Source organism: Rathayibacter sp. AY1F6 (assembly GCF_002932035.1).
GTDB lineage: Bacteria > Actinomycetota > Actinomycetes > Actinomycetales > Microbacteriaceae > Rathayibacter.
Map to the genome: position 1 here is coordinate 127,124 of NZ_PSVD01000005.1, position 23,401 is coordinate 150,524.

The following is a 23,401-nucleotide window of genomic DNA, read 5'->3' on the forward strand; positions in this document are numbered from 1 at the left end:
ACAGCCGCACCTGAGAGGATCGCCGCATGGTCTCCCCGATCGAGGACTACGCCGTCCTCTCCGACTGCCGCACGGCCGCTCTCGTCTCCCGCGACGGGGGGATCGACTGGCTGTGCCTGCCGCGCTTCGACTCCGCCTCCGTCTTCGGCGCCCTCCTCGGCGGCGACGACCAGGGGCGCTGGTCGCTCCGGCCGGTGGACGGGGAGGCGACGAGCGAGCGCCACTACCTCGGCGACACGCTCGCGCTGGTCACCCGGTGGACGACGCCCACCGGCGTCGTCGAGGTGGTCGACGTGATGCCGCTGCGCGACGAGCGCGCCGAGCTGGTGCGCCGGGTGCGCGGAGTGTCGGGGACCGTCCGGATGCGGCAGGAGCTGCGCATCCGCTTCGACTACGCCCGCACCATGCCGTGGGTGCGGCAGGAGGGGACGGACGAGGATCCGCTGCTCGTCGCCGTCGCCGGGCCCGACGCGGTCGTGGTGCGCGGAGTGCGGTTGAAGGCCGTCGACCACGCCCACGCGGCGGAGTTCGACGTCGACGCGGACGCGGTCGTCGACCTCTCGATGGCGTGGTTCCCCTCGCACCAGCGGGCGCCGAAGCGCCTCGACGTCGACCGCGCGCTGGAGCGCACGCTCTCCTGGTGGTCCGAGTGGGCGTCGGCGATCGACTACGACGGGCCGCACCGCGACGCCGTCGTCCGCTCGCTGCTGACCCTCCGCGCCCTCACCGACGACGAGACCGGCGGCATCGTCGCGGCGGCGACCACCTCGCTCCCGGAGCAGTTCGGCGGCGCCCGCAACTGGGACTACCGCTACGTCTGGCTCCGCGACGCCTCGCTCACCCTGCAGGCCCTGCTCGCGCACGGGTTCGAGCAGGAGGCGCAGAAGTGGCGGGCCTGGCTGCTCCGCGCGGTCGCGGGCGCGCCGGAGGACGTGCAGATCATGTACGGCCTCGCCGGCGAGCGCGACCTGCCGGAGCGGGAGATGCCGAGCCTGCCCGGCTACGACGGCGCCTCCCCCGTGCGGATCGGGAACGCCGCCGTCGACCAGTACCAGGCGGACGTGATCGGCGAGGTGATGGTCGCTCTGCACGAGGCCCGCGTGGCCGGAGTGGACGAGACGGAGTTCTCCTGGCCGCTCCAGCGCGCGCTCCTGGGCTTCGTCGAGACCAACTGGCAGCGGCCGGACAACGGCATCTGGGAGATCCGGGGCGAGCCGCGGCACTTCACGCACTCGCGGGTCATGATCTGGGCCGCGCTCGATCGGGGCGTCCGCGCCGTTCGCGAGAACGGCCTGCCCGGTCCGGTCGAGACCTGGGAGCGCCTCCGCGACGAGGTGCGCGCCGAGATCGAGGCCCAGGGCTTCGACGCCGAGCGCGGCCACTTCGTGCAGTCCTACGGCTCGCCCGAGGTCGACGCGTCGCTCCTCGTGCTGCCGATGGTCGGCTTCGTCCCCGCCGACGACCCGCGGATGCTGGGCACCGTCGCCGAGCTGGAGCGCGTGCTCCTGCAGGACGGCCTGCTGCACCGCTACCGGACCGAGTCCTCGGTCGACGGCCTCGCCGGCGGTGAGCACCCGTTCCTCGCCTGCTCCTTCTGGCTCGTCCGGCAGTACGCCGACTCCGGCCGGATCGACGACGCGCGGACCCTGATGGACCGGCTCGTCGGGCTCTGCAACGACGTGGGCCTCCTCTCGGAGGAGTACGACGTCGAGGGCCGCCGGCACGCGGGGAACACTCCCCAGGCCCTCTCCCACCTCGCCCTGGTGCAGGCGGCCGACGCGATCGCGGCAGCCCGATGAGGCGCCGCCGCGTCGTTCTCGCGAGCATCGGCGGAGTCCTCGGAGTCGCGGTCCTCGGCTTCCTCACCTGGAGCTCGATCGTCAGCGGCCCCGACGAGAACGCCCTCGCCCGTGTGCGAGCCGATCCGGCGATCGCGGTCGAGCGCACGGACGACGCGCTCGTGATGACGCCGACCTCGACCGGCGAGCTGGCCGGCACGGGCCTGGTCTTCATCCCCGGAGCGAAGGTCGACGCCTCCTCCTACGAGGCGACCCTGGCTCCGCTGGTCGAGGCCGGGGCGACCGTCGTGATCACGCGGCCGATCCTGCACCTGGCCTTCTTCGATCTCCGCTCGCTCGAGACCTTCACCAGCCAGGCCGAGGGCGTCGACCGCTGGCTCGTCGGCGGCCACTCCCTCGGCGGCGTGAAGGCCTGCCAGTGGGCCGAGGACCCGGCGGTGGCGGGCCTGGTGCTGCTCGGCAGCTACTGCGCGAACGACCTCTCGGGCTCCGGGCTCCCCGTCCTCAGTGTCAGCGGATCGGAGGACGGGCTCAGCACGCCGGAGAAGGTCGCCGACGCGAGCGTCCGGCTGCCCTCCTCCGCCGACCTCGTCGAGATCGACGGCGCCAACCACGCCGACTTCGGCTGGTACGGGCCGCAGGCGGGCGACGGCGAGGCGACCATCAGCCACGAGGAGGCGGACGCCCGCATCGCCGAGGCCCTCCTGGGCTTCAGCCGCGAGGTCGGCTGAGTCGCCCGCTCCCGCTTGACCTCGAGCGCACTCGAAGTCGTAGGTTGACGCCATGTCCACCGCCACCGCCGCCCCGGCCGAGCCGGAGGTGCTGTCGATCTCGCAGGTCGCCGCCGTCACCGGTCTCACCGTGCACACCCTGCGCTACTACGAGCGCGCCGGGCTCATGCTCGACCCGGTCGAGCGCGCCTCGTCGCAGCACCGCCGCTACCGGCCGGCCGACGTCGGCTGGGTCGACTTCCTCACCAAGCTCCGCGCGACCGGGATGCCGATCGCGCGGATCCGCGAGTACGCCCGGCTCCTCCGGATCGGGCCCGCCACGGAGCCGGAGCGCCTCGCGCTGCTCCGGACGCACCGCGAGGAGGTCGAGGCGCAGCTCGCCCGGACACACGCCAGCCTCGCCGCGATCGACATCAAGATCGCGGCGTACCAGGAGAGGACCACCCACTGATGAAGACGATCACCCTCGGATCCGACGTCGCCGCCCTCGAGGTCTCGCGCCTCGGGCTCGGCGCGATGGGCATGTCGGCGTTCTACACCGGCGCCGGCACCGACGACGCGGAGTCGATCCGCACCGTGCACCGCGCCCTCGAGCTCGGCGTCACGTTCCTCGACACCGCCGAGATCTACGGCCCGTACACCAACGAGGAGCTGCTCGGCCGCGCGCTGGCAGGCCGCCGCGACGAGGTGGTGCTGGCGAGCAAGTTCGGCATGATCCGCCACCGCGGCGACGGGGGCCGCGGACTCGACGGCTCCCCGGAGAACCTGCGGCTCGCCGTCGAGGGCTCGCTCGCGCGCCTCGGCACCGACCGCATCGACCTCTACTACCAGCACCGCATGGACCCGGGCGTCCCGGTCGAGGAGACCGCCGGGGCCTTCGCGGAGCTGATCCAGGAGGGCAAGCTCCGCGGCTACGGCCTCTCGGAGGCGGCGCCAGCGACGATCCGGCGCGCTCACGCCGTGCACCCGGTCACCGCTGTGCAGTCCGAGTACTCGCTCTGGACCCGCGACCCCGAGGCGGAGGTGCTGCCGGTCCTCCGCGAGCTCGGCATCGGCTTCGTCCCGTACTCGCCGCTGGGCCGCGGCTTCCTCACGGGCAGCATCCGCTCGGTCGCCGAGCTGGGCAGCGACGACTTCCGCCGCGACAACCCCCGCTTCGCCGACGGAGCGCTGGAGGCGAACCTCCGCATCGTGGAGGCCGTCGACCGTGTGGCGGCAGAGGCGGACGCGACCGCCGCGCAGGTGGCGCTCGCCTGGCTGCTCGCCCAGGGCGAGGACATCGCTCCGATCCCGGGCACCAAGCGCGTCTCGCGCATCGAGGAGAACGCGGCCGCGGACGCCCTCGTGCTGACCGCGGAGCAGCTCGACGTCCTCGGCGCGCTCGAGGCCCCCGTCGGCGACCGCTACGCCGACATGAGCTCCGTGAACCGCTGACCGCCCTGCGGGACGCCGCTCGCCGCGCGCACCCCGGGCGCGGCCGTGCGAGCGGCGTCCTCGCAGGAGTCAGTCCCGCGGCGGCAGCTCCCGCTTCGGGGTGTCCCGCTTCGGGGTGTCCCGCAGGTCGATGAGACCTGTGAACATCGCCCCCCGCTCGTTCGAGCGCTCGTCGCCCGAGAACAGGTTGTCCGGGGCGGAGGACCCGTGCCGGCGCGGGGTCGCGGCGCGAGCGGGCTCCCGCTCCATCTCGACGCGCTGACGCGGCAGGGCGACGGGGTCGTTCTCGTGCAGCCACGAGACGAGCCGCTCGCGCACGTAGCAGCGCAGGTCGAAGAGCGTCGGCGCGTCCTTCGCGGTGACGAGCACCCGGATCCGGACGAAGCCGCCCGTCGCGTCGGTCACCTGCAGCACGCTGGTGCGCCGGTCCCAGAGGTCCGTCTCCTCGAGCATGCGGTGCAGCTCGTCGCGCATCTGCTCGGGGCTCACCCGCCAGTCCAGGTCGAGCTCGACGGCGCCGAGCAGCTCGGACCCGGTGCGGGTCCAGTTCTGGAACGGCTGGGTCGTGAAGTAGTTCGTGGGCAGCACCAGGCGGCGGTCGTCCCAGAGGTGGACGACGACATAGGTCAGCGTGATCTCCTCGATCCGCCCCCACTCGGTCTCGACGATCACCACGTCGTCCAGGCGGATGGCGTCACTGAAGGCGAGCTGCATCCCGGCGAAGATGTTCGTGAGGCTCGACTGCGCGGCCAGGCCCGCCACGATCGAGAGCACGCCGGCCGAGGCCAGGAGGCTCGCACCGGCCGTACGGGCCTCGGGGAAGGTCAGCAGCGAGGCGCCGATCGCGATGACCACGACGGCCGCCACGGCGACCCTCCGGATGATCGTCATCTGCGTGCGGAGGCGGCGTGCCCGGCGGTTGTCGGCCGTGTCGGTCCGGTAGCGCTCGGCGCCCAGGTCCTCGAGGAACACGAACAGGGATCCGATCACCCACGCCGCCGCGCCGATCGTGGCGATCTGGAACACCCGCTGCACGAGACCCGGCCAGGGGTCGCCCGACACGGTGGCGGCGAGCGCGGCCCAGACCGCGATGGTCATCAGCAGCACGCGGAACGGGATGCGCAGACGCCGGATCAGCAGGCGCGCCCAGGTCTTGCGCTTGCCGACCGAGCGCAGCACGAGGGCGACGACGGCGGTCGCGACCACGGCGATCACGACCGCGATCACCACGGCGAGCGCGATCGAGCCGATCACGGGGAGGACGTCTTCGGGCACATCGGTCCTTTCTGGAGGGGAAACGGAAGCGAACGGAGATCCTGCCACGCGAACGGGGGTCGGTCCGCATTCTGCGCCGGACACCGTGCGGATGCTCAGGCGCCTGTTGGCGTCGGCGGACGGAGACGTCGACCCCGCCTGGAGCACCGTCGCCCGGGCCTTCACGCGGACGGGCATCACCCTGAGCCTGACCGCCGCCGCCGCCGATCAGGCCCGGGCCTCGGACGCGCTCGACATCGGGATCGGCTCCACGAGCGTCGGCTTCCGCGGAATCCTGCCGCTGCTCGACCCGTCGACCGCCGCACCCTCCAGCGAGTGAGCACGGGCCGGCGCTCCCCCCGCGGGCGCTCCGAGGAGGTCGGGAACGGACACGGACCGGGAACGACGAAGCCCCGCACCTCACGAGGAGGTGCGGGGCTGGTGGTGCACCCCCTCGGACTTGAACCGAGAACCCACTGATTAAGAGTCAGTTGCTCTGCCGATTGAGCTAGAGGTGCGTTCCGGCCGGCTGATCGTGCGTGCCGAACCGAGGGATCACATTACCAGCGTCTCCCCCCGTCTCGTCAAATCGAGTGCGACGGAAAGCCCGCGGCAGCGATCGGAGGCTCCGCGGGACCCACCGGTATCGTGGTCGCGTGACCCCGCAGAGCAGTGACCAGAGCTTCGACGACGACCTCCGACTCGCCCTCCGCCTGGCGGACGCGGCCGATGCGATCTCGCGGGAGCGGTTCGGCGCGCTCGACCTCGTCGTGGACACGAAGCTCGACCGCACCCCGGTCACCGACGCCGACCGCGCCGTCGAGAAGGCGATCCGCGCGCTGCTCGCCGCCGAGCGTCCGGACGACGCGATCCTCGGCGAGGAGTTCGGCACCTCGGGCGAGGCCTCGCGGCAGTGGATCCTCGACCCGATCGACGGCACCGCCCACTTCCTCCGCGGCGTCCCGATCTGGGCGACCCTGATCGCGCTCGCGGTCGACGGCGTCCCCGTCGTCGGAGTCGTCTCCGCTCCCGCTCTCGGCACGCGCTGGTGGGCGGCCGAGGGCTCCGGCGCCTGGGCCGTCGAGCTGGAGGCCGGGGCCGAGCCGCGACCGCTGCGCGTCTCGGGGATCGACACGCTCGCCTCGGCGACCTTCAGCTACAACAGCATCCAGCAGTGGGAGGGCGCGGGCCGTCTCCCGCAGCTGCTCGAGCTCGCCGGCGCCGTCTGGCGCGACCGGGCGTACGGGGACGCGTGGCCCTACATGCTCGTCGCCGAGGGCCTCCTCGACGGTGCGGGCGAGTTCGACGTGAAGCCCTACGACCTGGCGGCCCTGGTGCCGATCGTGCAGGAGGCGGGCGGCCGCTTCACCTCCGCCGACGGGGAGGACGGGCCGTGGCACGGCAGCGCCGTCGCCACCAACGGCCTGCTGCACGACGAGGTGCTCGCGATCGTGGCGCCGCGATGAGGAGCCGGACGGCCGCGCTCGCCTCGGCGGCGCTCCTCCTGCTCCTCTCGGGCTGCTCCTCCGTCGTCGGGCCGGACGGCCCGGAGGCCGTGCGTGACGAGGGCGGCACGGTGGCGACCGCCGGCCTCACCGACGTGTTCTCGCTGCGGCGCGGCGACTGCCTGGCCGACCCGGGCGACGACCGCATCGCCGACGTGGACGTCGTCCCGTGCGCCGAGGAGCACGCACTGGAGGTCTTCCACACGTTCGCGCAGCCCGGAGACCGCTACTCCAGCCGCAACACGCTGCTCGCCCAGGCCGAGGCGGGCTGCGAGCCGGAGTTCGGCGCCGTGATGGGGATCGCCTACGGCGACTCCGCCCTCGAGTACCGCTCGCTCGTCCCCTCCGAGGTCGGCTGGCGCCATGGAGACCGCACGATCGTCTGCGCGGTCCTCGATCCGGCCGACGACTCCACCACCGGCAGCCTCTTCGGCTCCGCTCGCTGACCACGGCTCCGATCGACCCCCGTTCGGCTCATTGACACGCGCTCCGTCGGAGCGCAGGGTGAAGGGACGAACGGCAGGCGCGAGGGGGCGCGGAGACCGGCGGCTCAGGAGTCGACATGCAGGACCGGCACGACCAGGAACCCCCCGAGCGCTCGCGCACGGCCGAGCAGCACTGGGGACCGGCGGACAGCCTGTTCCCGAGGCTCCACCGGCAGAGCTCCCTGCTCGCCGCGGCGGAGGCGGTCGCGCAGGTCGACGGGCCCGGCCCGGGCGACGTCTGGTCGCGGCTCCTGCACGACTACGCCCACGCCTCCGACCGCGTCGTCTCGGTGGACGGCGACGCCGAGGCCGCCACGCTCGGCTGGCTGAAGCCGCGCGGTGTGGTCTCGCTGCTGGTCACCGAGCGGTGCGACGACGACGCCGCCGCCGAGCACCTGGTGGCCGCGCTCGCCGCGATGAACGCCGTGACCCTCTCCGTGCACGAGGCGCGAGCAGTACGCCTCCGTCCTCTGCTGGAGGTGCTGCACCGGCTCCTGCCCGATGCGTTCGCCGAGCTGCCGGTGGACCGCAGCGCCCACTACCCGGCCGGCACCGCCGTCGCCGTGCTGGCGCCCGGCATGCTCTACCGGGACTGGGCCCCGCCGCAGGCTCTCGCCGGCCCGGCGCACGACGACGACGACCGGCTGGCGATGCTCACCCTCTACGGGCGGATCAGACAGCTCGACGTGCGACCGTCGTGAGGGCGGCGGAGCGGAGCTCCCAGTGTGCGACGACGACCGGTGGTGGAGATGGGGGGAATCGAACCCCCGTCCATCGCTGTGATTCTGCGCCTTCTACGGGTGTAGCCGATGAGAGCGTTCTGCTCGGCCCCGACCGTTACCATCGGCGCATCGGTCGACGGGCCCAGCCCGAGTGCAAGTCCCGCGTCGCCCTCAGGCGTAACGACGCAGCAAGTCCTCTAGATGACGCCAGGATCCGGGGCGAGGACGCACCCACGGGCTGACGGACTATCTACTCTGGCTTAGGCAGCGAGAGCGAAGTCGGTGCGCTTCTGTTCGGCACCTGTGTTTTCCAGGGATCGTTGACGAGATGACCCTGGATCCTCGACCCGCTTCTCGCAGTTTCGCAGGCAATGTCGAAACCGATCATCCCCGCGAGCACTCGACGGCCCGGAGGCCGCTGGAGTGGGTCGTTCGTCGCACACTGTGGAGTTACGGGTCCTAGTCTACCTCAGCTCCGCGGGCGGTCACCCGGCGGCGGCGCAGATCGAGCAGACCCAGCACGAGCGCGAGCGCGATCAGCCCGAGGGTGACGAAGTAGCCGTTGCGGAAGGCGTCGTGGTACCGGTCCAGCCCCTCCGCCATCCCCTGCTCGCTCGCCAGGGTCGCGAAGAAGACGGCGGAGGCGCAGGCGGTGCCGACCGCGGTGCCCACGCGCTGGCCGAGCTGGCCCACGGAGCCCGCCACGCCGCCCTGCGCCGGCGGGATCTCGGCGAGGGTGAGCGTCTGGTTCGGCGACACGACGAAGCCGCCTCCGGCCCCGGCGACGAGCATCGCGGCACCCATGCCGTAGGCGGCGGTCTCGGCCGGGAGGAGCTCGGCGGCGAGCAGCACGAGCGTGAAGCCGATGACCACGAGCACGATGCCGAGCACCACCAGTGCGCGGCCGTAGCGCTGCACGAGCTTGCCGCCGTACCAGGCGGTCACCGCCGAGGTCAGCGCGAACGGGATGCTCACCATGCCGGCGAACACCGGCTCGAGGCCGAGCCCCTGCTGGAGGAAGAGCGTGGTGAGGAGGAAGGTCGCCGGGATCGCGGCGAAGTAGGAGGTCGCGACCAGGATGCCGTTGCGATAGGAGCTGGTCCGGAAGATGCGGAAGTCGATGACGGGCGTCCGCCCCGACGCGGCGTAGTGCGCCTCCCAGCGCACGAAGACGGCGGCGGCGGCCGCGGCGAGCACCAGCCAGAACCAGCGGTAGGGCGAGTCCGAGGAGGAGCCCGTGGTCAGCAGGAACGGCAGCATGAACGCGAAGATCGCGACCGCCAGCAGGAGCAGGCCGACCGGGTCGAGGGACCGGTCTCCCTCGGGCCGCGAGCGCTTCTTCGGGATGAGCTTCCAGGCGAAGACCAGCGCGGCGACGCCCAGCGGGATGTTCATCCAGAACAGCAGGCGCCAGCCGTCCTGCTCGCCTCCGATCGCGATCAGGAGGCCGCCGAGGGTCGGGCCGAAGGCGGTCGACAGGCCGATGGTCGCGCCGAAGACCCCGAAGGCCCGGGCCCGCTCGGCGCCGGTGAACATCTGCTGCACCAGCCCGAGGACCTGGGGCATCTGGATTCCCGCGGCGACGCCCTGCAGGAAGCGCGCGACGACGAGCAGCTCGATCGACGGCGCGAGCGCGCAGAGCAGGCTCGTCACCGTGAACGCGGTCAGCCCGATGAGGAACAGCAGGCGGCGCGAGCGGATGTCGCCCAGCCGACCGGCCGGCACGAGCGCCAGTCCGAAGGCGAGCGCGTAGCCCGCGACGATCAGCTGCAGCTGGCTCGCGTCCGCTCCGAGCGAGCGCTCGATCGACGGCAGGCCGACGTTGACCTTCGAGAGGTCGAGGATCGTGATGGCCGCGACTCCGACGCTCACCGCGAAGGCGCGCCACCGCGTCTTCTCGTCGGCGGCGCTCAGGGCGGCGGGGGCGCTGTTCTCGGGGGAGGTCACGCGCCCCAGTCTCCCAAAGCACGGGGCGCGAAGAAGAGGCTTGCGCGGCACCCGTCGGACAGTGCCCGCCGGGGCCTACTCGCCGAGGCGGCGGCGGGTCGACATCGCACGGTCCGCCTCGCGGCGGTCCTGGCGCTCTCGGAGGACCTGGCGCTTGTCGTAGTCCTTCTTGCCCTTGGCCACGGCCAGCTCGACCTTGGCCTTGCCGTCGCTGAAGTACAGCGAGAGCGGGATCAGCGTGTACCCGCCCTCCTTCACCTTGTTGTGGATCTTGAGGATCTGCGCCTTGTGCAGCAGCAGCTTCCGCTTGCGGCGCGGCGGGTGGTTCGTCCAGGTGCCCTGCGCCCACTCGTTGATGTGGACGGCGTCGAGCCACGCCTCTCCCCCGTCGACGAAGGCGTAGCCGTCGACCAGCGAGGCGCGGCCGGCCCGGAGGGACTTCACCTCGGTGCCGGTGAGCACGAGGCCCGCCTCGTAGGTGTCCTCGATGAGGTAGTCGTGGCGCGCCTTGCGGTTGGTCGCGACGACCTTCTGTCCCTGTTCTCTGGGCACGGCTGCTCCTCGGGTCGCGAGCGGATGAAGGGGGCGGGCATCGTCGGGGCGATGCACCGGTGGGCCGCCCCGAACGGGACAGCCCACCAGTATACGTCCGGTCCGGGATCAGACCCGCAGGTACCGCGCGATCGCGACGTTCGCCGAGACGGCGGCCAGGACGATGCCGACCACGATCAGGATCGGCACGACGATCAGAGCGTCGTCGAGTCCCACGAAGGAGGTCAGCGGGATCCGGTACGCCAGGAACCCCTGCACGAAGACCTGCACGATGGCGACCACCGCGACTCCCGCGAGGATCGAGCCGACCAGCGCGGCGAAGACCCCCTCGAGGATGAACGGGGTCTGGATGAACCTGTTCGAGGCCCCCACGAGCCGCATGATGCCCAGCTCCCGTCTCCGCGAGAACGCCGAGAGGCGGATCGTGGTGGCGATGAGCAGCACGGCCGCGACGAGCATCAGGACGGCGATGCCGATCGCCGTGTAGCTCGCCGCGTTGAGGATCGAGAAGATCTGGTCGAGGTACTGCCGCTGGTCGGTGACGCTCTCGACTCCCGAGACGCTCGACAGGCTCTCCACGATGACGTCCGACTGGGTCGGGTCCTTCAGATTGATCCAGAAGGTCTGGTTGAGCAGGTCGGGAGTGACGTACTCGGCGACCGGGTTGCCCGCGAACTGCTCCTGGAAGTTCGCGTAGGCCTGGTCGTGGTCCTCGAAGTAGGAGCGGTCGATGTACGGCGCGAGCGTGGCGCCCTCGAGCTGGCCCTGCACCGCGTCGATCTGCTCGGCGGTGGCGTCGGAGCCGCTGCAGTTCGAGCCGCCGGAGGTGGCGGTGCACATGTACACCGCGACCTGCGCCTTGTCGTACCAGAAGTTCTTCATCTGGCCGATCTGCATCTGGAGCAGGATCGCCGTGCCGACGAAGGTGAGGGAGATGAAGGTCACCAGGATCACCGAGACGACCATGGAGACGTTGCGCCGGAGGCCGCTGGCGACCTCCGACCAGATCAGTGCGAATCTCACTTGACGGGTCCTACGTTCTGCTGGTCGTCGCCGGTCTCGTCGCCCTCGCCCGCGTGGGCGCGGAGGCCGAGGCGCGCGGCGAGCGACTCCTCGGGCAGGGCGCCGGTGTCGGCGGGGAGGAAGATCGGACCGGTCTGGCTCTGCAGCTCGACGACGCGCGGGGCGGCGGCGGGCTCGGCGGCCGGCTCCGGCTCGCGCTCCGGCTCGACGGCGGCGGAGCGGCGGCCCTCGGGGACGCGGGGCTGGGCGGCGGTCTGCGAGAGGCGGGCCGGCTCGGGCGGCGGGGCCGGGGCCTCCTGGCGCAGGTCGATCTCGGGGACCTCGGCGGGCGCGAGCTCGCTGTCGATGATCGCCGGGGGCGCGGGCTGCTCGGCGACCGCGTGGTCGTCGGCCGCCACGACCACGACGCCGTCGTGGACGACGGTGATGCTCTCGGTCTGGCCGTAGCCGCCCTGGCTCTCGTCGCGGACGATGCTGCCGGCCGAGAGCTCGATGACGCGGCGCTTCATCTGGTCGACGATGCCGGCCTCGTGGGTCGCCATGATCACGGTCGTGCCGCCCGCGTTGATCCGCTCGAGCAGCGCCATGATGCCGGCGCTCGTGGTCGGGTCGAGGTTGCCCGTGGGCTCGTCGGCCAGCAGGACGGCCGGCTTGTTGACGACGGCGCGGGCGATCGCCACGCGCTGCTGCTCGCCGCCGGAGAGCTCGTGGGGCAGGCGCGACGCCTTGCCCGCGAGACCCACCATCTTGAGCGTGTCCGGGACGGCCTCCTGGATGTAGCCCTTCGACTTGCCGATCACCTGGAGGCTGAACGCGACGTTGTCGAAGACCGACTTGTTCGGCAGCAGCCGGAAGTCCTGGAACACGACGCCCATGTTGCGGCGGAAGTACGGGACCTTGCGGCTCGAGATCTTGCCGAGGTTCTGCCCGAGCACGTGGATCGACCCGGAGGAGGGGCGCTCCTCCTTGAGGATCAGGCGGAGGCAGCTCGACTTGCCGGAGCCGGAGGCGCCGACGAGGAAGACGAACTCGCCCCGGAGGATCTCGAGATCGATGGCGTTGAGGGCGGGTCTCGTGCCGCCCCGATACTGCTTGGAGACGTTGTCGAAGCGAATCATGTCGTTACGAGGGTAAGCGACGATCCCGAAGAGTCCGCCGAGGGGGCGCGCGGCGCGTCGGTGGGGACGCGCCCGAGCCGCGCTAGGAGGACTTCCGCCAGCGGATCCCGGCGGCGATGAAGCCGTCCAGATCGCCGTCGAACACGTGCGAGGGGTTGCCGACCTCGTGGTCGGTGCGCAGGTCCTTCACCATCTGGTACGGAGCGAGGACGTAGCTGCGCATCTGGTCGCCCCAGCTCGCGGTGATGGTGCCGGCGAGCTCCTTCTTGGTGGCTGCCTCCTGCTCCTTCTGCAGCAGCAGGAGCCGCGACTGGAGCACGCGCATCGCCGCGGCGCGGTTCTGGATCTGGCTCTTCTCGTTCTGCATCGACACGACGGTGCCGGTGGGCAGGTGGGTGAGGCGCACCGCGGAGTCGGTGGTGTTCACCGACTGGCCGCCGGGGCCGGAGGAGCGGAAGACGTCCACGCGGATGTCGTTGTCCGGGATCTCGATCGCCCCGGCCTCCTCCATCAGCGGGATGACCTCGACCGCGGCGAAGGAGGTCTGGCGCTTGCCCGCGGCGCCGAAGGGGCTCATCCGCACGAGGCGGTGGGTGCCGGCCTCGACCGAGAGCGTGCCGAAGGCGTAGGGGGCGTCGATCTGGAAGGTGGCCGACTTGATGCCCGCCTCCTCCGCGTAGCTGGCGTCCATGACGGTCGCGGCGTACTTGTGCTTCTCGGCCCAGCGGAGGTACATGCGCATGAGCATCTCGGCGAAGTCGGAGGCGTCGACGCCGCCCGCTCCCGCGCGGATGGTGACCACGGCGGGGCGGTCGTCGTACTCGCCGTCGAGCAGGGTCTGCACCTCGAGCTCGCCCATGACCTTCTGGAGGGAGGAGAGCTCGGCGATCGCCTCCTGCTCGGACTCGGCGTCCTCGGCCTCGTTCGCCATCTCGACGAGCACCTCGAGGTCGTCCAGGCGCCGGTCGATCGCGGTGATCCGCGCGAGCTCGGACTGGCGGTGGCTGAGGGCGCTGGTCACCTTCTGCGCGTTGGCCGTGTCGTCCCACAGGTCGGGGGCGCCGGCCTGCTCGCTGAGCTCGGCGATCTTCGAGCGGAGACCGTCCACGTCGATGACGGCGCGGATGTCGGCGAAGGTGGAGCGGAGAGCAGTGATCTGCTCGGTGAAGTCGTTGTCCAGCATGGTGCGTCCAGACTACCGGGGGCCGGGGGCCGCCCTCCGGCCCGGGCGTACCCTGGGGACGGTGACCAGCACCGCTCCGCGCCCCTTCCCCGTCGGGCCGCTGCTGCTGTCGACCTTCCTCCCCACCCTCCTCTTCTCCATCGGAGAGGGGGCGATCATCCCCCTCCTGCCGGCCGCGGCCGGCGACCTCGGCGCGACACTGGCTCTGGCGGGCCTCGTGGCCGGGATGATCATGATCGGCGAGCTGGCGGGCGACATCCCCAGCGGCTGGATCGTCTCGCGGATCGGCGAGCGCGGCGCGATGCTCGGAGCCTCGGCCGCGTCGATCCTGGGGCTCGTGGTGTGCCTGCTCTCGACGTCGTGGGTCGGGCTGACGATCGGCGTCTTCGTGATCGGCCTCGCGACCGCGGTCTTCGCGCTGGCGCGCCATGCGTTCATGACGTCGTTCGTCCCGATCACGCACCGCGCCCGCGCGCTCAGCGCCCTCGCCGGGGCGTTCCGCGCGGGCTGGCTGATCGGCCCGTTCCTGGCGGCCGGGGTGGTGCACCTCACCGGCTCCGTCGAGTCCGTCTTCTGGGTGCACATCGTCTGCTGCGTGGCGGCGGTCGTGGTCCTGCTGCTCGTGCCCGACCCCGCGACGGTGCTGCGGCGGGCGCAGGCCGCGGCCGACCGCGCCGCTCCGGAGGACGTGGTCGCCGCGGAGGCGTCGGCGACCGTCCCGGAGTCGCCGCAGTCGCTGCTCGGGACGCTGCGCGAGCACCGCGGGGTCCTCGCTCGGATGGGGACCGGCGCCGCCGTGATCGGGGCGCTGCGGGCGAGCCGGACGCTGATCCTCCCCCTCTGGGCGGTGAGCATCGGGCTCGCCGAGACCGACACCGCGATCATCATCGGCATCGCCGGCGCGCTCGACTTCGCCCTCTTCTACGCCGGCGGCCAGCTGATGGACCGCTTCGGCCGGGGCGCCACCGCGATCCCCTCGATGATCGGCCTCGGGCTCGGCCACCTCGCCCTCGCCGCCTCGGTGCTCGCCCTCGATCCGGTGCCCTGGTTCGTCGCCGTGGCCTGCGTGCTCGCGGCCGCGAACGGCATCGGCTCCGGGATCCTGATGACCATCGGCGCCGATCTCGCGCCCCCCGCCGATCCGGCCCCGTTCCTCGGCGCGTTCCGCTTCACCGGTGACGCGGGCAACGCCGCCGCCCCGATCGTCGTGTCGGCGCTCACCGCCCTCGTCTCCCTCCCCTTCGCCGCCGTCGTGATGGGGGTGCTCGGTCTGGGCGGAGCGGGGGCGCTCGCCCGCTGGATCCCGCGGTACCTCCCCCGGGCGGCCTCCCGCGGCTGAGGCGCGGAGCCCTCCTCCTACACTGGAGCCCGCACGCGGGAGTGGTGGAATGGCAGACACGCAGGATTTAGGTTCCTGTGCCGAGAGGCGTGAGGGTTCGAGTCCCTCCTTCCGCACGGGATCGGCCGGTACGCTGAGCGCGCTCGCGTGACCGCCGACCGGCCACCGGCCCCCGTCGACTGGAGATCCGTTGAATCACGCCGCCCTCGTCCCCTGGCTCGATCCGGAGACGATCCTGACCTCGTTCGGCCCCTGGGGCGTGCTCGTGGTCTGCCTCATCGTGTTCGCCGAGACCGGACTGCTGATCGGCTTCCTCTTCCCGGGCGACACGCTGCTGATCATCACGGGCCTGCTGGCGCACGAGAACGCGTCGAACGGCGGCCTCGGCGTCCCGATCTGGCTCATCTGCCTGGCCGTCGGGTTCTCGGCCTTCGTCGGCGGCGAGGTCGGCTACCTGATCGGGCACAAGGCCGGCCCGCGCATCTTCGAGCGCAAGGAGTCCGGCTTCTTCAGCATCGAGAACGTGAAGCGGACCAACGCGTTCTTCGAGCGCTTCGGCGGCCTCGCCGTGATCCTCGCGCGCTTCGTGCCGATCGTCCGCACCTTCGCGCCGATCGCGGCCGGCGTGGCCCACATGAACTACCGCAAGTACAGCCTCTACAACCTCATCGGCGCCCTGATCTGGGGCAGCGGGGTCACCCTGATCGGGTGGCTGCTCGCCTTCATCCCGCCGGTCGCCGACTTCGTCTCGCACTACATCGACGTGATCCTGATCGGCGCGGTCGTGCTCGCGCTGGTGCCGACGCTGTTCCACTTCTTCCAGCAGCAGCGCAAGGCGAAGCTCGCCGCCGACCCCGAGACCGACTCGACCGAGTCGGCCGCCTACGTGCTCGACGCCGACACCCTGGACGACAAGCACCCGAAGTCCTGACCTCCGCCTCCGCGAGATGCCACTCCGGCACGCGGCACGCCGACAGGCGTGCACCGGAGTGGCATCCCGCGGTGGGAACCCGCCGGGGTCAGAGCCGGGCGGACAGGGCGGCGAGCTCGGCGCGCAGCGCGGTGAAGGCGCGGGCGCGGTGGCTCCGGGCGTTCTTCTGCTCGGGAGCGAGCTCGGCCGCCGTGAGCGCCCCGGCCTCGGGGACGAACACCGGGTCGTAGCCGTGGCCGTTCGCACCGCGCGGGGCCGTCGCGATCGCGCCGTCCCAGCGGCCCTCGACCACCGTCTCCTGCCCGCCGGGGAGCACGGAGTCCGGCACCACGAGGGCGATGGTGCAGCTGAAGTGCGCACCGCGGTGCTCCGCCTTCACGTCGTGCAGCTGCGCCAGGAGGAGCTCGAGGTTGGCCGTCGCGTCGTGCGCGCGTCCCGACCAGCGGGCCGAGAAGATGCCCGGCGCGCCACCGAGGACGTCGACGCAGATCCCGGAGTCGTCCGCGAGCGCCACGAGGCCGGTGTGCGCCGCCGCCGCGCGCGCCTTGATCAGCGCGTTCTCGGCGAAGCTCACGCCGTCCTCGACGGGCTCGGGTCCGTCGTAGGCGCGGACGCCGACTCCGGGGAGCGCGCCGGCCAGCATGGCGCGGAACTCCTCCACCTTGCCCGCGTTGTGCGTGGCGAGGACGAGGTCCAGGCTCACGCTCCGGGCTCCGCGGCGAGCGCTTCGGCCTGGATGCGGGCGAGGTCGGAGGCACCGGCGACCGCGAGGTCGAGCAGGGCGTCGAGCTCGCGGCGGTCGAACGGGGCCCCCTCGGCGGTGCCCTGCACCTCGACGAACAGGCCTCGTCCGGTGACGACGACGTTCATGTCGGTCTCGGCGCGCACGTCCTCGACGTAGGCCAGGTCGAGCATCGGCACGCCGTCGATGATGCCGACGGACACCGCCGAGAGGCTGTCGATCAGCGGCTGCGCCTTCTGCCCCACGTACTTCTTGCCCCGCGCCCACTCGATCGCGTCGGCCATCGCCACGTAGGCGCCGGTGATCGCCGCGGTGCGGGTGCCGCCGTCGGCCTGGAGGACGTCGCAGTCGATCACGAGGGTGTTCTCGCCGAGCGCCTTCGTGTCGACCACCGCGCGCAGGCTCCGGCCGATCAGCCGCGAGATCTCGTGCGTGCGCCCGCCGACCTTCCCCTTGACCGACTCGCGGTCCATGCGGGAGTTGGTGGATCGGGGCAGCATCGCGTACTCGGCGGTGACCCAGCCCTTGCCCTTGCCCTGCAGCCAGCGCGGCACGCCGTTCGTGAAGGAGGCGGTGCAGAGCACCCTGGTGTTCCCGAACGAGACGAGCGCGGAGCCCTCCGCCTGGGTGCTCCAGCCGCGCTCGATCGTCACGGTGCGCAGCTCGTCGGGCGCCCGCCCGTCCTTGCGCGCGGCCTTCGATGCGGTGCTGTCGGTCACTCGGGTCTCCCTCGATCGTGCGGGAGCGCGGCCCGGTCGAGCTCGCGCAGGTTGATGGTGCCGGTCTCGACGAGGTCGACGCTCGAGACCTCCGGACCGAGGAAGCGGCGGGCGAGGCGGACGAAGTCGCTCGAGCCCGTCTCCTCCCACCGGTAGGTCGGAGGCGCGGCGGAGGTGCGCTGCAGGCCGTGCGCCACGAGGGTCCGGTAGACGTCGAGCGCGGTCTCCTCTGCGCTCGAGACGAGGCGGACGTCCGGCCCCATCACGTACGCGATGGCACCGCGCAGCAGCGGGTAGTGCGTGCAGCCGAGGACGAGCGTGTCGACCCCCGCGGCCTTGAGCGGCGCGAGGTACTCCTCCGCCACCGCGAGCAGCTCGTCGCTCCAGGTGACGCCCGCCTCGACGAACTCGACGAAGCGCGGGCAGGCGGCGGTGAACAGCTGCAGGTCGGGCGCGGCCACGAAGGCGTCGTCGTAGGCGCGGGAGCGGATCGTCCCGACCGTGCCGATCACCCCGACGCGGCGGTTGCGGGTGTCGCGGACAGCGCTGCGGACGGCGGGCTGGATGACCTCGATCACCGGGATGCCGCGGCCGAGCGTGTAGCGCTCGCGGGCGTCGCGCATCATCGCGGCCGAGGCGGTGTTGCAGGCGATGACGAGCAGCTTGGCGCCCTGGTCGACCAGCGTGTCGAGGGTGTCGAGGGCGTAGGCGCGGACGTCGGCGAGCGGCTTGGGACCGTAGGGCGAGTGCGCGGTGTCGCCGAGGTAGACGATCGACTCGTTCTGCAGCTGGTCGATCACGGAGCGGGCGACGGTGAGCCCGCCGACTCCGGAGTCGAAGATGCCCAGCGGTGCGTCCGTCACGGAGGAACAGCCTACCCGCGCCCTGCGGCCCGGTCCTGGCCGCACGCCGTTCCCGGGCCCGGCGGCGTGCGCAAGCCCCGGCACCCGCGCCTGGGCGCGCGGGGGCGGCCGTGGAACACTGAGCGGATGGACTCCACGGCCTTCCTCACCGACCGGTACGAGCTCACGATGGTCGAGGGCGCCCTCGGCAGCGGCACCGCCGACCGCCGCTGCATGTTCGAGGTGTTCGCCCGGAGCCTCCCGCCGGGACGCCGCTACGGCGTGCTCGCGGGCACCGGCCGGCTCCTCGAGCTGATCTCGCGGTTCCGCTTCGGCGACGACGAGCTGTCCTGGCTCCGCGACAACCGCGTGGTCGACTCCCGCACGCTGGACTGGCTCGCCGACTACCGCTTCCGGGGCGACGTCTGGGGCTACCGCGAGGGCGAGGTCTACCTCCCGGGCTCCCCCGTGCTCATCGTCGAGGCGCCCTTCGCCGACGGCGTGCTGCTGGAGACCCTGGTGCTCAGCGTCCTCAACCACGACAGCGCCGTGGCGAGCGCCGCCGCGCGGATGGTCTCGGCCGCCGACGGGCGACCGCTCGCCGAGATGGGCTCGCGCCGCGCCGGTGAGCGGTCCGCCGTCGCGGCCGCTCGCGCCGCCTACATCGCCGGATTCGGCGCCTCCTCGAACCTGGAGGCGGGCCGCAGCTTCGGCGTGCCCACGATGGGCACCTCCGCGCACTCCTTCACCCTCCTCCACGACTCGGAGGAGGAGGCCTTCCGCGCGCAGGTCGCCGCGCTCGGCCCCGGCACGACCCTCCTGGTGGACACCTACGACGTGACAGCCGCCGTCGACCTGGCGGTCCGCGTCGCCGGCACCGGCCTCGGCGCCGTGCGCATCGACTCCGGCGACCTCCCCCAGCAGGTGGCCGCCGTCCGGCAGCAGCTGGACGCGCTCGGCGCGACCGGCACGCGCATCACCGTCACCAACGACCTCGACGAGTACGGGATCGCCGCGCTCGCGGCCTCACCGGTCGACTCCTACGGCGTCGGCACCTCGGTGGCGACGGGCTCGGGCCACCCGACGGCGGGCATGGTCTACAAGCTGGTCGCGCACGAGGACGACGCGGGCGAATGGGTCGCGGTGGCGAAGAAATCGGTCTCGAAGGCGTCGATCGGCGGGCGGAAGGCCGCCGGCCGTCTGCTCTCCGACGACGGGGTCGCCGAGGCCGAGGTCGTGCGCGTGGGCGCCGGCCCCGAGGGCGCCGTCGGCGAGGACGAGCGGGCGCTGCTCGTCCCCCTGATCGAGGACGGGACGATCCGTCCCGAGCACCTCGGCATCGAGGGAGTGGCGGCAGCCCGCGCGCACCACGCGAACGCGGTCCTCGAGCTGCCGATCGACGCGCTCCGGCTCGGCCGCGGCGAGCCCGTCATCCCGACCCGCTACGAGTGAGCGGGGCGGGAGCTCACTTCATCTTCGCGTAGATCTCCTTGCAGGCCGGGCACACCGGGAACTTCTCCGGGTCGCGGCCCGGGAGCCACTTCTTGCCGCAGAGCGCGCGGACCGGCTTGCCGGTGATGGCGCTCTCGAGGATCTTGTCCTTCGGCACGTAGTGGGAGAAGCGCTCGTGGTCGCCCGGCTCGATGGACTCCTGGTTGAGGAGCTCCTCGAGCTCGCGGTCGAGCGTGGCGGTTCCTCCGCCTCCCTCGAGGGGGTCGGTGCTGCTGTTCTGGACGCGCGGAATCATGCCGACGATCCTACGCGCGGAGCCCGGGCCCGCGGCCGTGCGCTCCGGATCGGGCGGCGCTAGTAGCGGCTGGTGAACGCGACCAGCTCGGTCGCGCGGCGCTCGAACAGCCGGCCGCCGAGGAGCACGCCGAGGGCGAAGACGACCACGGCGCTGCCGAAGCCGACGAGCACGGCGTCGCCCGCCGCCTCCGGGTCGACGAACAGGGCCCGGACGCCGAGCACCACGGCCGGAGCCGAGAGGAGCAGCCCCAGGCCGAACGCGAGGGACTGCGGACCGGCGCCACTGGCTCCGGGGGCCTGGGGCTGCGTGAACGCGCTGTCGCCCGGGCGCGGAGCCGGATAGGCGAGCCGTGCCGAGACGGCGCTGGCGACGCCGGCGGGGACGAGCAGGAGGCAGGTGTTCACCGCGAGCACGACGGGCAGCGCATCGGGGAGCCCCGAGGTCGCGCTGCTGATCAGCGAGCCGAGCACGACGACCGGCACGCCGAGCAGGAGGGTCGGGAAGGCGCGGCCGAGCCGGTCCGACCAGCCGCGGACGCCCGCGGCCACGTGGAGCCAGAACGCCGATCCGTCGTAGGCGACGTCGTTGTGCAGGAACCAGCCGAGGAACAGCGCGATCAGCGGGACCGGGAGCAGCGAGAGCAGCGGGAAGGGGACGCCGACGACCGCGAGCAGCAGCAGGGCTGCGACCGGCAGCACCGGCACGGCGACGAGCGACGCCTGGTAGCGCGGATCCCGGAGCCAGTAGGTGATGCTGCGCGCCGCGATCGCGCCGGTCCGGGTCGAGCCGAGGACGTCGAACCAGCCCAGCCGGAGGCCGCGCGGCGGCCGGTGCGTGCGCTCGGGGCGCTCCGTCAGCAGGCGGACGACGAGCCACCAGAGCGCGCCCGCCGCGACGAGCGTCGCCAGGGCCAGCAGGAGCGGGCCGAGCGCGTCGCCGGTCCGGGCGGCCGGGGCGATCATCCACGCCGCGCCGAACGGAGTGGCCCCCATCGCCGCGCCCCAGCGCTCGAGCACCGGGGTGTCCCCCGTGTCGACCAGCGCGGCGGCGCCGAGGGCTGCGGGACCGCCCAGCATCAGCACCAGGCCGAGGACGGCCAGCAGCTCGCGGGCGGTCCGGGAGGGGACGAGGGCGGCGGAGGCGGCGAGGCCGATCCGCGCGAACAGCGAGGCCGTCGCCACCGCGAGGAGCGGGCCGACCACGGCGAAGGCGCCTGCGCCCGGGACGAGCGGCGCGCACGCGAGCCCGACCACCAGCAGGGCGAGCGTGGGGACCGAGACGAGGCCGGCCAGGGCGAGCGCCCCGGCGAGGCGGAGCGGCGGAAGGCCGAAGAGGCGGAACGCGCGCGGATCCATCGGGTCGAGCGGGCCGAGCAGGAAGGGCAGCACCAGGAAGCCGACGGAGACGAGGCCGCCGGCGGTCACGAGAGCGCCCGCCGCCGCGTCCGAGGAGCGCAGAGCGCCGATCGCCGCGATCAGCAGGGCCGTCACCGCGACGACCACGAGCACGCCCAGGACGGCGCCGGCCGAGCGCGCGGGCCCGGAGCGGAACGCGCCCAGGAGGACGTCGATCCTCAGCCGGAGAAGTCGTGCAGCCACTGCAGCCCCTCGGCGATCTGCTTGCCGCCCGCGAGCTCGAGGAAGCGCTCCTCCAGCGTCGCGGTGCCGGCGACCTCCGCGACCGTCCCGGAGGCGAGCACGCGCCCGCCGACGATCACGGCCACGTCGTCGCAGACGCGCTCGATGAAGTCGAGCCCGTGGCTGGAGAGGACGACGGTGCCGCCGCCCTCGACGAAGCGGCGCAGCACGGTGATCACGGCGGCCGAGGAGACCGGGTCCACCGACTCGAACGGCTCGTCGAGGACCAGCACGCGCGGGGCGTGGATCATCGCCGCCGCGAGGGCGACCTTCTTCGCCATCCCCGCGGAGTAGTCCGAGATCAGGCGTTCCAGCGCGTCGGAGAGGCCGAGCGCCTCGGCCAGCTCGACCGTGCGCTGCTTCGCCGTGGCGAGGTCGATGCCGCGCAGCGCGGCGGAGTAGGCGAGGAACTGGGCGCCGGTGAGCCGGTCGAACAGCCGGAGGCGGTCGGGCAGGACCCCGATCAGCGGCTTCGCGGCCGACGGGTCCTTCCAGACGTCGACGCCGTGCACGAGGACGCGGCCGGTGTCGGGTCGAAGAAGGCCCGTCATCATCGAGAGCGTGGTGGTCTTGCCCGCGCCGTTCGGGCCGATGATCCCGTAGAAGGTCCCCGCGCGGACGGCCAGGTCGATGCGGTCGACCGCCACCGTCCTCCCGAAGGTCCGGGTCAGCTGGTGCAGCTCGAAGACGACGGGCGAGGCGCCGTCCGGATCCGCGGCACCCTCAGCGGGCTCGGCGTTCGTCACGGACGTCATCCGGCTACGGTACCAACTCGCCCGCGGGCCCCCGGCGCCCGCGCCGACACCCGGCGACACGGCGAGAGGTCAACCACCCTGGCCCCGGGGGGCGTGAACTGTACACTAGGTCTCTACCCGAGGAGTCGACCAGATCGAGACGCAGCGGTTAATTCGAGGAGAACACACGATGATGCACACAGGTTCGACGAGCAGCAGCCCCGCCACCGTCGTCATCCTCGCCGCAGGGATGGGCAGCCGGCTCGGCCGCTCCCTCCCCAAGCCGCTCACGCCGCTCAGCGACGGGCGCACGATCATGCAGCAGCAGTTCGACAACATCCACCACGCCTTCGGCACGAAGGTCCCGGTGAGCATCGTCGTCGGCTACAAGCTCGAGCACATCATCGAGGCCTTCCCCTCGGCGACGTTCGTCTACAACGAGCAGTACGACCAGACCAACACCTCCAAGAGCCTCCTCCGCGCGCTGCAGGCGAGCGGGCAGGGCGGCGTGCTGTGGATGAACGGCGACGTCGTCTTCGACCCGCGCATCCTCGACCGGGCGGCCGCGCTGATCGCGAAGGACGTCTCCTTCGTCACCGTCAACACCTCGAAGGTGTCGGACGAGGAGGTCAAGTACACGACGAGCGCCGAGGGCTTCATCCAGGAGCTCTCCAAGACGGTGCGCGGCGGCCTCGGCGAGGCGGTCGGGATCAACTACGTGTCCGCCTCCGACAAGGCCGCGCTGGTGCGCCAGCTCGCCCGGGTCGACGCCCAGGACTACTTCGAGCGTGGCATAGAGTTGGCGATCGAGCAGGACCGCCTGCTCGTCGAGCCGATGGACATCTCCGACCTCTACGCCGTCGAGGTGGACTTCGCCGAGGACCTCGAGCGCGCGAACCTCTTCGTCTGACGCTCCCGGCTCCTCCCCCGGCTCGAGCGGAGCCGACGGGAGGA

24 protein-coding genes, 2 tRNA genes and 1 other RNA gene are annotated in these 23,401 nt (G+C 72.3%); 13 read left to right on the forward strand and 14 right to left on the reverse strand.

Going from position 1 to position 23,401, the window contains the following annotated elements; translation table 11 throughout:
- The first annotated feature begins 26 nt into the window (after positions 1 to 26).
- The 4 genes from C5C44_RS06835 to C5C44_RS06850 are packed head-to-tail and all read left to right on the forward strand — an operon-like array spanning position 27 to position 3,964.
- A complete protein-coding gene (locus C5C44_RS06835) occupies positions 27 to 1,799 on the forward strand; it encodes a glycoside hydrolase family 15 protein (RefSeq protein ID WP_104223549.1) in 1,773 nt (590 codons plus the stop codon).
- The gene (locus C5C44_RS06840; protein ID WP_104335577.1) at positions 1,796 to 2,530 is read left to right on the forward strand and encodes an alpha/beta hydrolase; all 735 of its coding nucleotides are present in this window, start codon (positions 1,796 to 1,798) and stop codon (positions 2,528 to 2,530) included. The genes C5C44_RS06835 and C5C44_RS06840 overlap by 4 nt, the downstream gene beginning before the upstream one ends.
- A 52-nt stretch (positions 2,531 to 2,582) precedes the next feature.
- Positions 2,583 to 2,981 (forward strand): MerR family transcriptional regulator, encoded by a 399-nt coding sequence (locus C5C44_RS06845; protein WP_104223551.1) that lies wholly within the window; start codon positions 2,583 to 2,585, stop codon positions 2,979 to 2,981.
- Entirely contained in the window at positions 2,981 to 3,964 is a 984-nt protein-coding gene (locus tag C5C44_RS06850; protein ID WP_104226238.1) for an aldo/keto reductase, read from the forward strand. The genes C5C44_RS06845 and C5C44_RS06850 overlap by 1 nt, the downstream gene beginning before the upstream one ends.
- 69 nt (positions 3,965 to 4,033) lie before the next feature.
- Here the strand turns inward: C5C44_RS06850 and C5C44_RS06855 are convergent, their stop codons facing one another.
- Entirely contained in the window at positions 4,034 to 5,239 is a 1,206-nt protein-coding gene (locus C5C44_RS06855) for a mechanosensitive ion channel family protein (RefSeq protein ID WP_258063236.1), read from the reverse strand.
- A gap of 91 nt (positions 5,240 to 5,330) precedes the next feature.
- Between C5C44_RS06855 and C5C44_RS16985 the strand changes: the two genes are divergently transcribed.
- Complete coding sequence (locus C5C44_RS16985) at positions 5,331 to 5,558, forward strand: hypothetical protein (RefSeq protein ID WP_181132761.1); 228 nt, start codon at positions 5,331 to 5,333, stop codon at positions 5,556 to 5,558.
- Between the two features lie 102 nt (positions 5,559 to 5,660).
- Here the strand turns inward: C5C44_RS16985 and C5C44_RS06860 are convergent.
- Positions 5,661 to 5,736: transfer RNA gene (locus tag C5C44_RS06860), tRNA-Lys, on the reverse strand.
- Positions 5,737 to 5,874: 138 nt separating this feature from the next.
- Here C5C44_RS06860 and C5C44_RS06865 point away from each other — a divergent pair.
- The 3 genes from C5C44_RS06865 to C5C44_RS06875 all read left to right on the forward strand — a co-directional run bounded on the left by C5C44_RS06865 (position 5,875) and on the right by C5C44_RS06875 (position 7,909).
- Entirely contained in the window at positions 5,875 to 6,684 is an 810-nt protein-coding gene (locus C5C44_RS06865; RefSeq protein WP_104267050.1) for an inositol monophosphatase family protein, read from the forward strand.
- A complete protein-coding gene (locus C5C44_RS06870; RefSeq protein WP_104335578.1) occupies positions 6,681 to 7,169 on the forward strand; it encodes a septum formation family protein in 489 nt (162 codons plus the stop codon). Before C5C44_RS06865 ends, C5C44_RS06870 begins: the two co-directional genes overlap by 4 nt.
- A 116-nt stretch (positions 7,170 to 7,285) precedes the next feature.
- Positions 7,286 to 7,909, forward strand: coding sequence for a hypothetical protein (locus tag C5C44_RS06875; RefSeq protein ID WP_104328548.1), 624 nt, complete (start codon positions 7,286 to 7,288; stop codon positions 7,907 to 7,909).
- 40 nt (positions 7,910 to 7,949) lie between these two features.
- On the opposite strand, the gene ssrA is transcribed toward C5C44_RS06875, so the two are convergent.
- The 6 genes from ssrA to prfB form a co-directional block, all read right to left on the reverse strand.
- Positions 7,950 to 8,322: a transfer-messenger RNA gene (gene ssrA / locus C5C44_RS06880) on the reverse strand.
- A 67-nt stretch (positions 8,323 to 8,389) separates the two neighbouring features.
- Complete coding sequence (locus C5C44_RS06885; protein WP_104223557.1) at positions 8,390 to 9,877, reverse strand: MFS transporter; 1,488 nt, start codon at positions 9,875 to 9,877, stop codon at positions 8,390 to 8,392.
- A 75-nt stretch (positions 9,878 to 9,952) separates the two neighbouring features.
- On the reverse strand, positions 9,953 to 10,429 hold the full coding sequence (gene smpB, locus C5C44_RS06890) for an SsrA-binding protein SmpB (RefSeq protein ID WP_104223558.1): 477 nt from the start codon (positions 10,427 to 10,429) through the stop codon (positions 9,953 to 9,955).
- Between the two features lie 108 nt (positions 10,430 to 10,537).
- Positions 10,538 to 11,452, reverse strand: coding sequence for a permease-like cell division protein FtsX (ftsX, locus tag C5C44_RS06895; protein ID WP_104223559.1), 915 nt, complete (start codon positions 11,450 to 11,452; stop codon positions 10,538 to 10,540).
- Positions 11,449 to 12,570: a cell division ATP-binding protein FtsE gene (ftsE, locus tag C5C44_RS06900; protein ID WP_104233202.1), complete on the reverse strand. Its 1,122-nt coding sequence runs from the start codon at positions 12,568 to 12,570 to the stop codon at positions 11,449 to 11,451. The genes ftsX and ftsE overlap by 4 nt, the downstream gene beginning before the upstream one ends.
- A gap of 82 nt (positions 12,571 to 12,652) precedes the next feature.
- The gene (gene prfB / locus C5C44_RS06905) at positions 12,653 to 13,753 is read right to left on the reverse strand and encodes a peptide chain release factor 2 (RefSeq protein ID WP_104226967.1); all 1,101 of its coding nucleotides are present in this window, start codon (positions 13,751 to 13,753) and stop codon (positions 12,653 to 12,655) included.
- A gap of 61 nt (positions 13,754 to 13,814) precedes the next feature.
- Here prfB and C5C44_RS06910 point away from each other — a divergent pair, with 61 nt between their 5' ends.
- From C5C44_RS06910 to C5C44_RS06920, 3 genes are all read left to right on the forward strand, one after another.
- Positions 13,815 to 15,092 (forward strand): MFS transporter, encoded by a 1,278-nt coding sequence (locus C5C44_RS06910; RefSeq protein ID WP_244230655.1) that lies wholly within the window; start codon positions 13,815 to 13,817, stop codon positions 15,090 to 15,092.
- A 35-nt stretch (positions 15,093 to 15,127) separates the two neighbouring features.
- Positions 15,128 to 15,208: transfer RNA gene (locus tag C5C44_RS06915), tRNA-Leu, on the forward strand.
- A gap of 74 nt (positions 15,209 to 15,282) precedes the next feature.
- Positions 15,283 to 16,023, forward strand: a complete 741-nt coding sequence (locus tag C5C44_RS06920) for a DedA family protein (protein ID WP_104238166.1) — start codon at positions 15,283 to 15,285, stop codon at positions 16,021 to 16,023.
- A gap of 88 nt (positions 16,024 to 16,111) precedes the next feature.
- On the opposite strand, the gene rdgB is transcribed toward C5C44_RS06920, so the two are convergent.
- The 3 genes from rdgB to murI are packed head-to-tail and all read right to left on the reverse strand — an operon-like array spanning position 16,112 to position 18,347.
- Positions 16,112 to 16,726 (reverse strand): RdgB/HAM1 family non-canonical purine NTP pyrophosphatase, encoded by a 615-nt coding sequence (gene rdgB / locus C5C44_RS06925; protein ID WP_104223564.1) that lies wholly within the window; start codon positions 16,724 to 16,726, stop codon positions 16,112 to 16,114.
- Positions 16,723 to 17,484, reverse strand: coding sequence for a ribonuclease PH (gene rph, locus C5C44_RS06930; RefSeq protein ID WP_104233199.1), 762 nt, complete (start codon positions 17,482 to 17,484; stop codon positions 16,723 to 16,725). The genes rdgB and rph overlap by 4 nt, the downstream gene beginning before the upstream one ends.
- Positions 17,481 to 18,347, reverse strand: coding sequence for a glutamate racemase (murI, locus tag C5C44_RS06935; RefSeq protein WP_104223566.1), 867 nt, complete (start codon positions 18,345 to 18,347; stop codon positions 17,481 to 17,483). Before murI ends, rph begins: the two co-directional genes overlap by 4 nt.
- A gap of 126 nt (positions 18,348 to 18,473) precedes the next feature.
- On the opposite strand from murI, the gene C5C44_RS06940 reads away from it, so the two are divergent.
- Positions 18,474 to 19,778, forward strand: a complete 1,305-nt coding sequence (locus tag C5C44_RS06940) for a nicotinate phosphoribosyltransferase (protein WP_104335579.1) — start codon at positions 18,474 to 18,476, stop codon at positions 19,776 to 19,778.
- Positions 19,779 to 19,791: 13 nt separating this feature from the next.
- Here the strand turns inward: C5C44_RS06940 and C5C44_RS06945 are convergent, their stop codons facing one another.
- From C5C44_RS06945 to C5C44_RS06955, 3 genes are read right to left on the reverse strand one after another with little or no spacing between them, the layout of a single operon-like run.
- A complete protein-coding gene (locus tag C5C44_RS06945; RefSeq protein ID WP_104223568.1) occupies positions 19,792 to 20,073 on the reverse strand; it encodes a DUF3039 domain-containing protein in 282 nt (93 codons plus the stop codon).
- Between the two features lie 59 nt (positions 20,074 to 20,132).
- The gene (locus C5C44_RS06950; protein WP_104287971.1) at positions 20,133 to 21,674 is read right to left on the reverse strand and encodes an ABC transporter permease; all 1,542 of its coding nucleotides are present in this window, start codon (positions 21,672 to 21,674) and stop codon (positions 20,133 to 20,135) included.
- Positions 21,650 to 22,468 (reverse strand): ABC transporter ATP-binding protein, encoded by an 819-nt coding sequence (locus C5C44_RS06955; RefSeq protein WP_104223570.1) that lies wholly within the window; start codon positions 22,466 to 22,468, stop codon positions 21,650 to 21,652. The genes C5C44_RS06950 and C5C44_RS06955 overlap by 25 nt, the downstream gene beginning before the upstream one ends.
- Before the next feature lie 172 nt (positions 22,469 to 22,640).
- Here C5C44_RS06955 and C5C44_RS06960 point away from each other — a divergent pair, with 172 nt between their 5' ends.
- The gene (locus C5C44_RS06960) at positions 22,641 to 23,357 is read left to right on the forward strand and encodes an NTP transferase domain-containing protein (RefSeq protein WP_104226983.1); all 717 of its coding nucleotides are present in this window, start codon (positions 22,641 to 22,643) and stop codon (positions 23,355 to 23,357) included.
- Positions 23,358 to 23,401 lie beyond the last annotated feature (44 nt).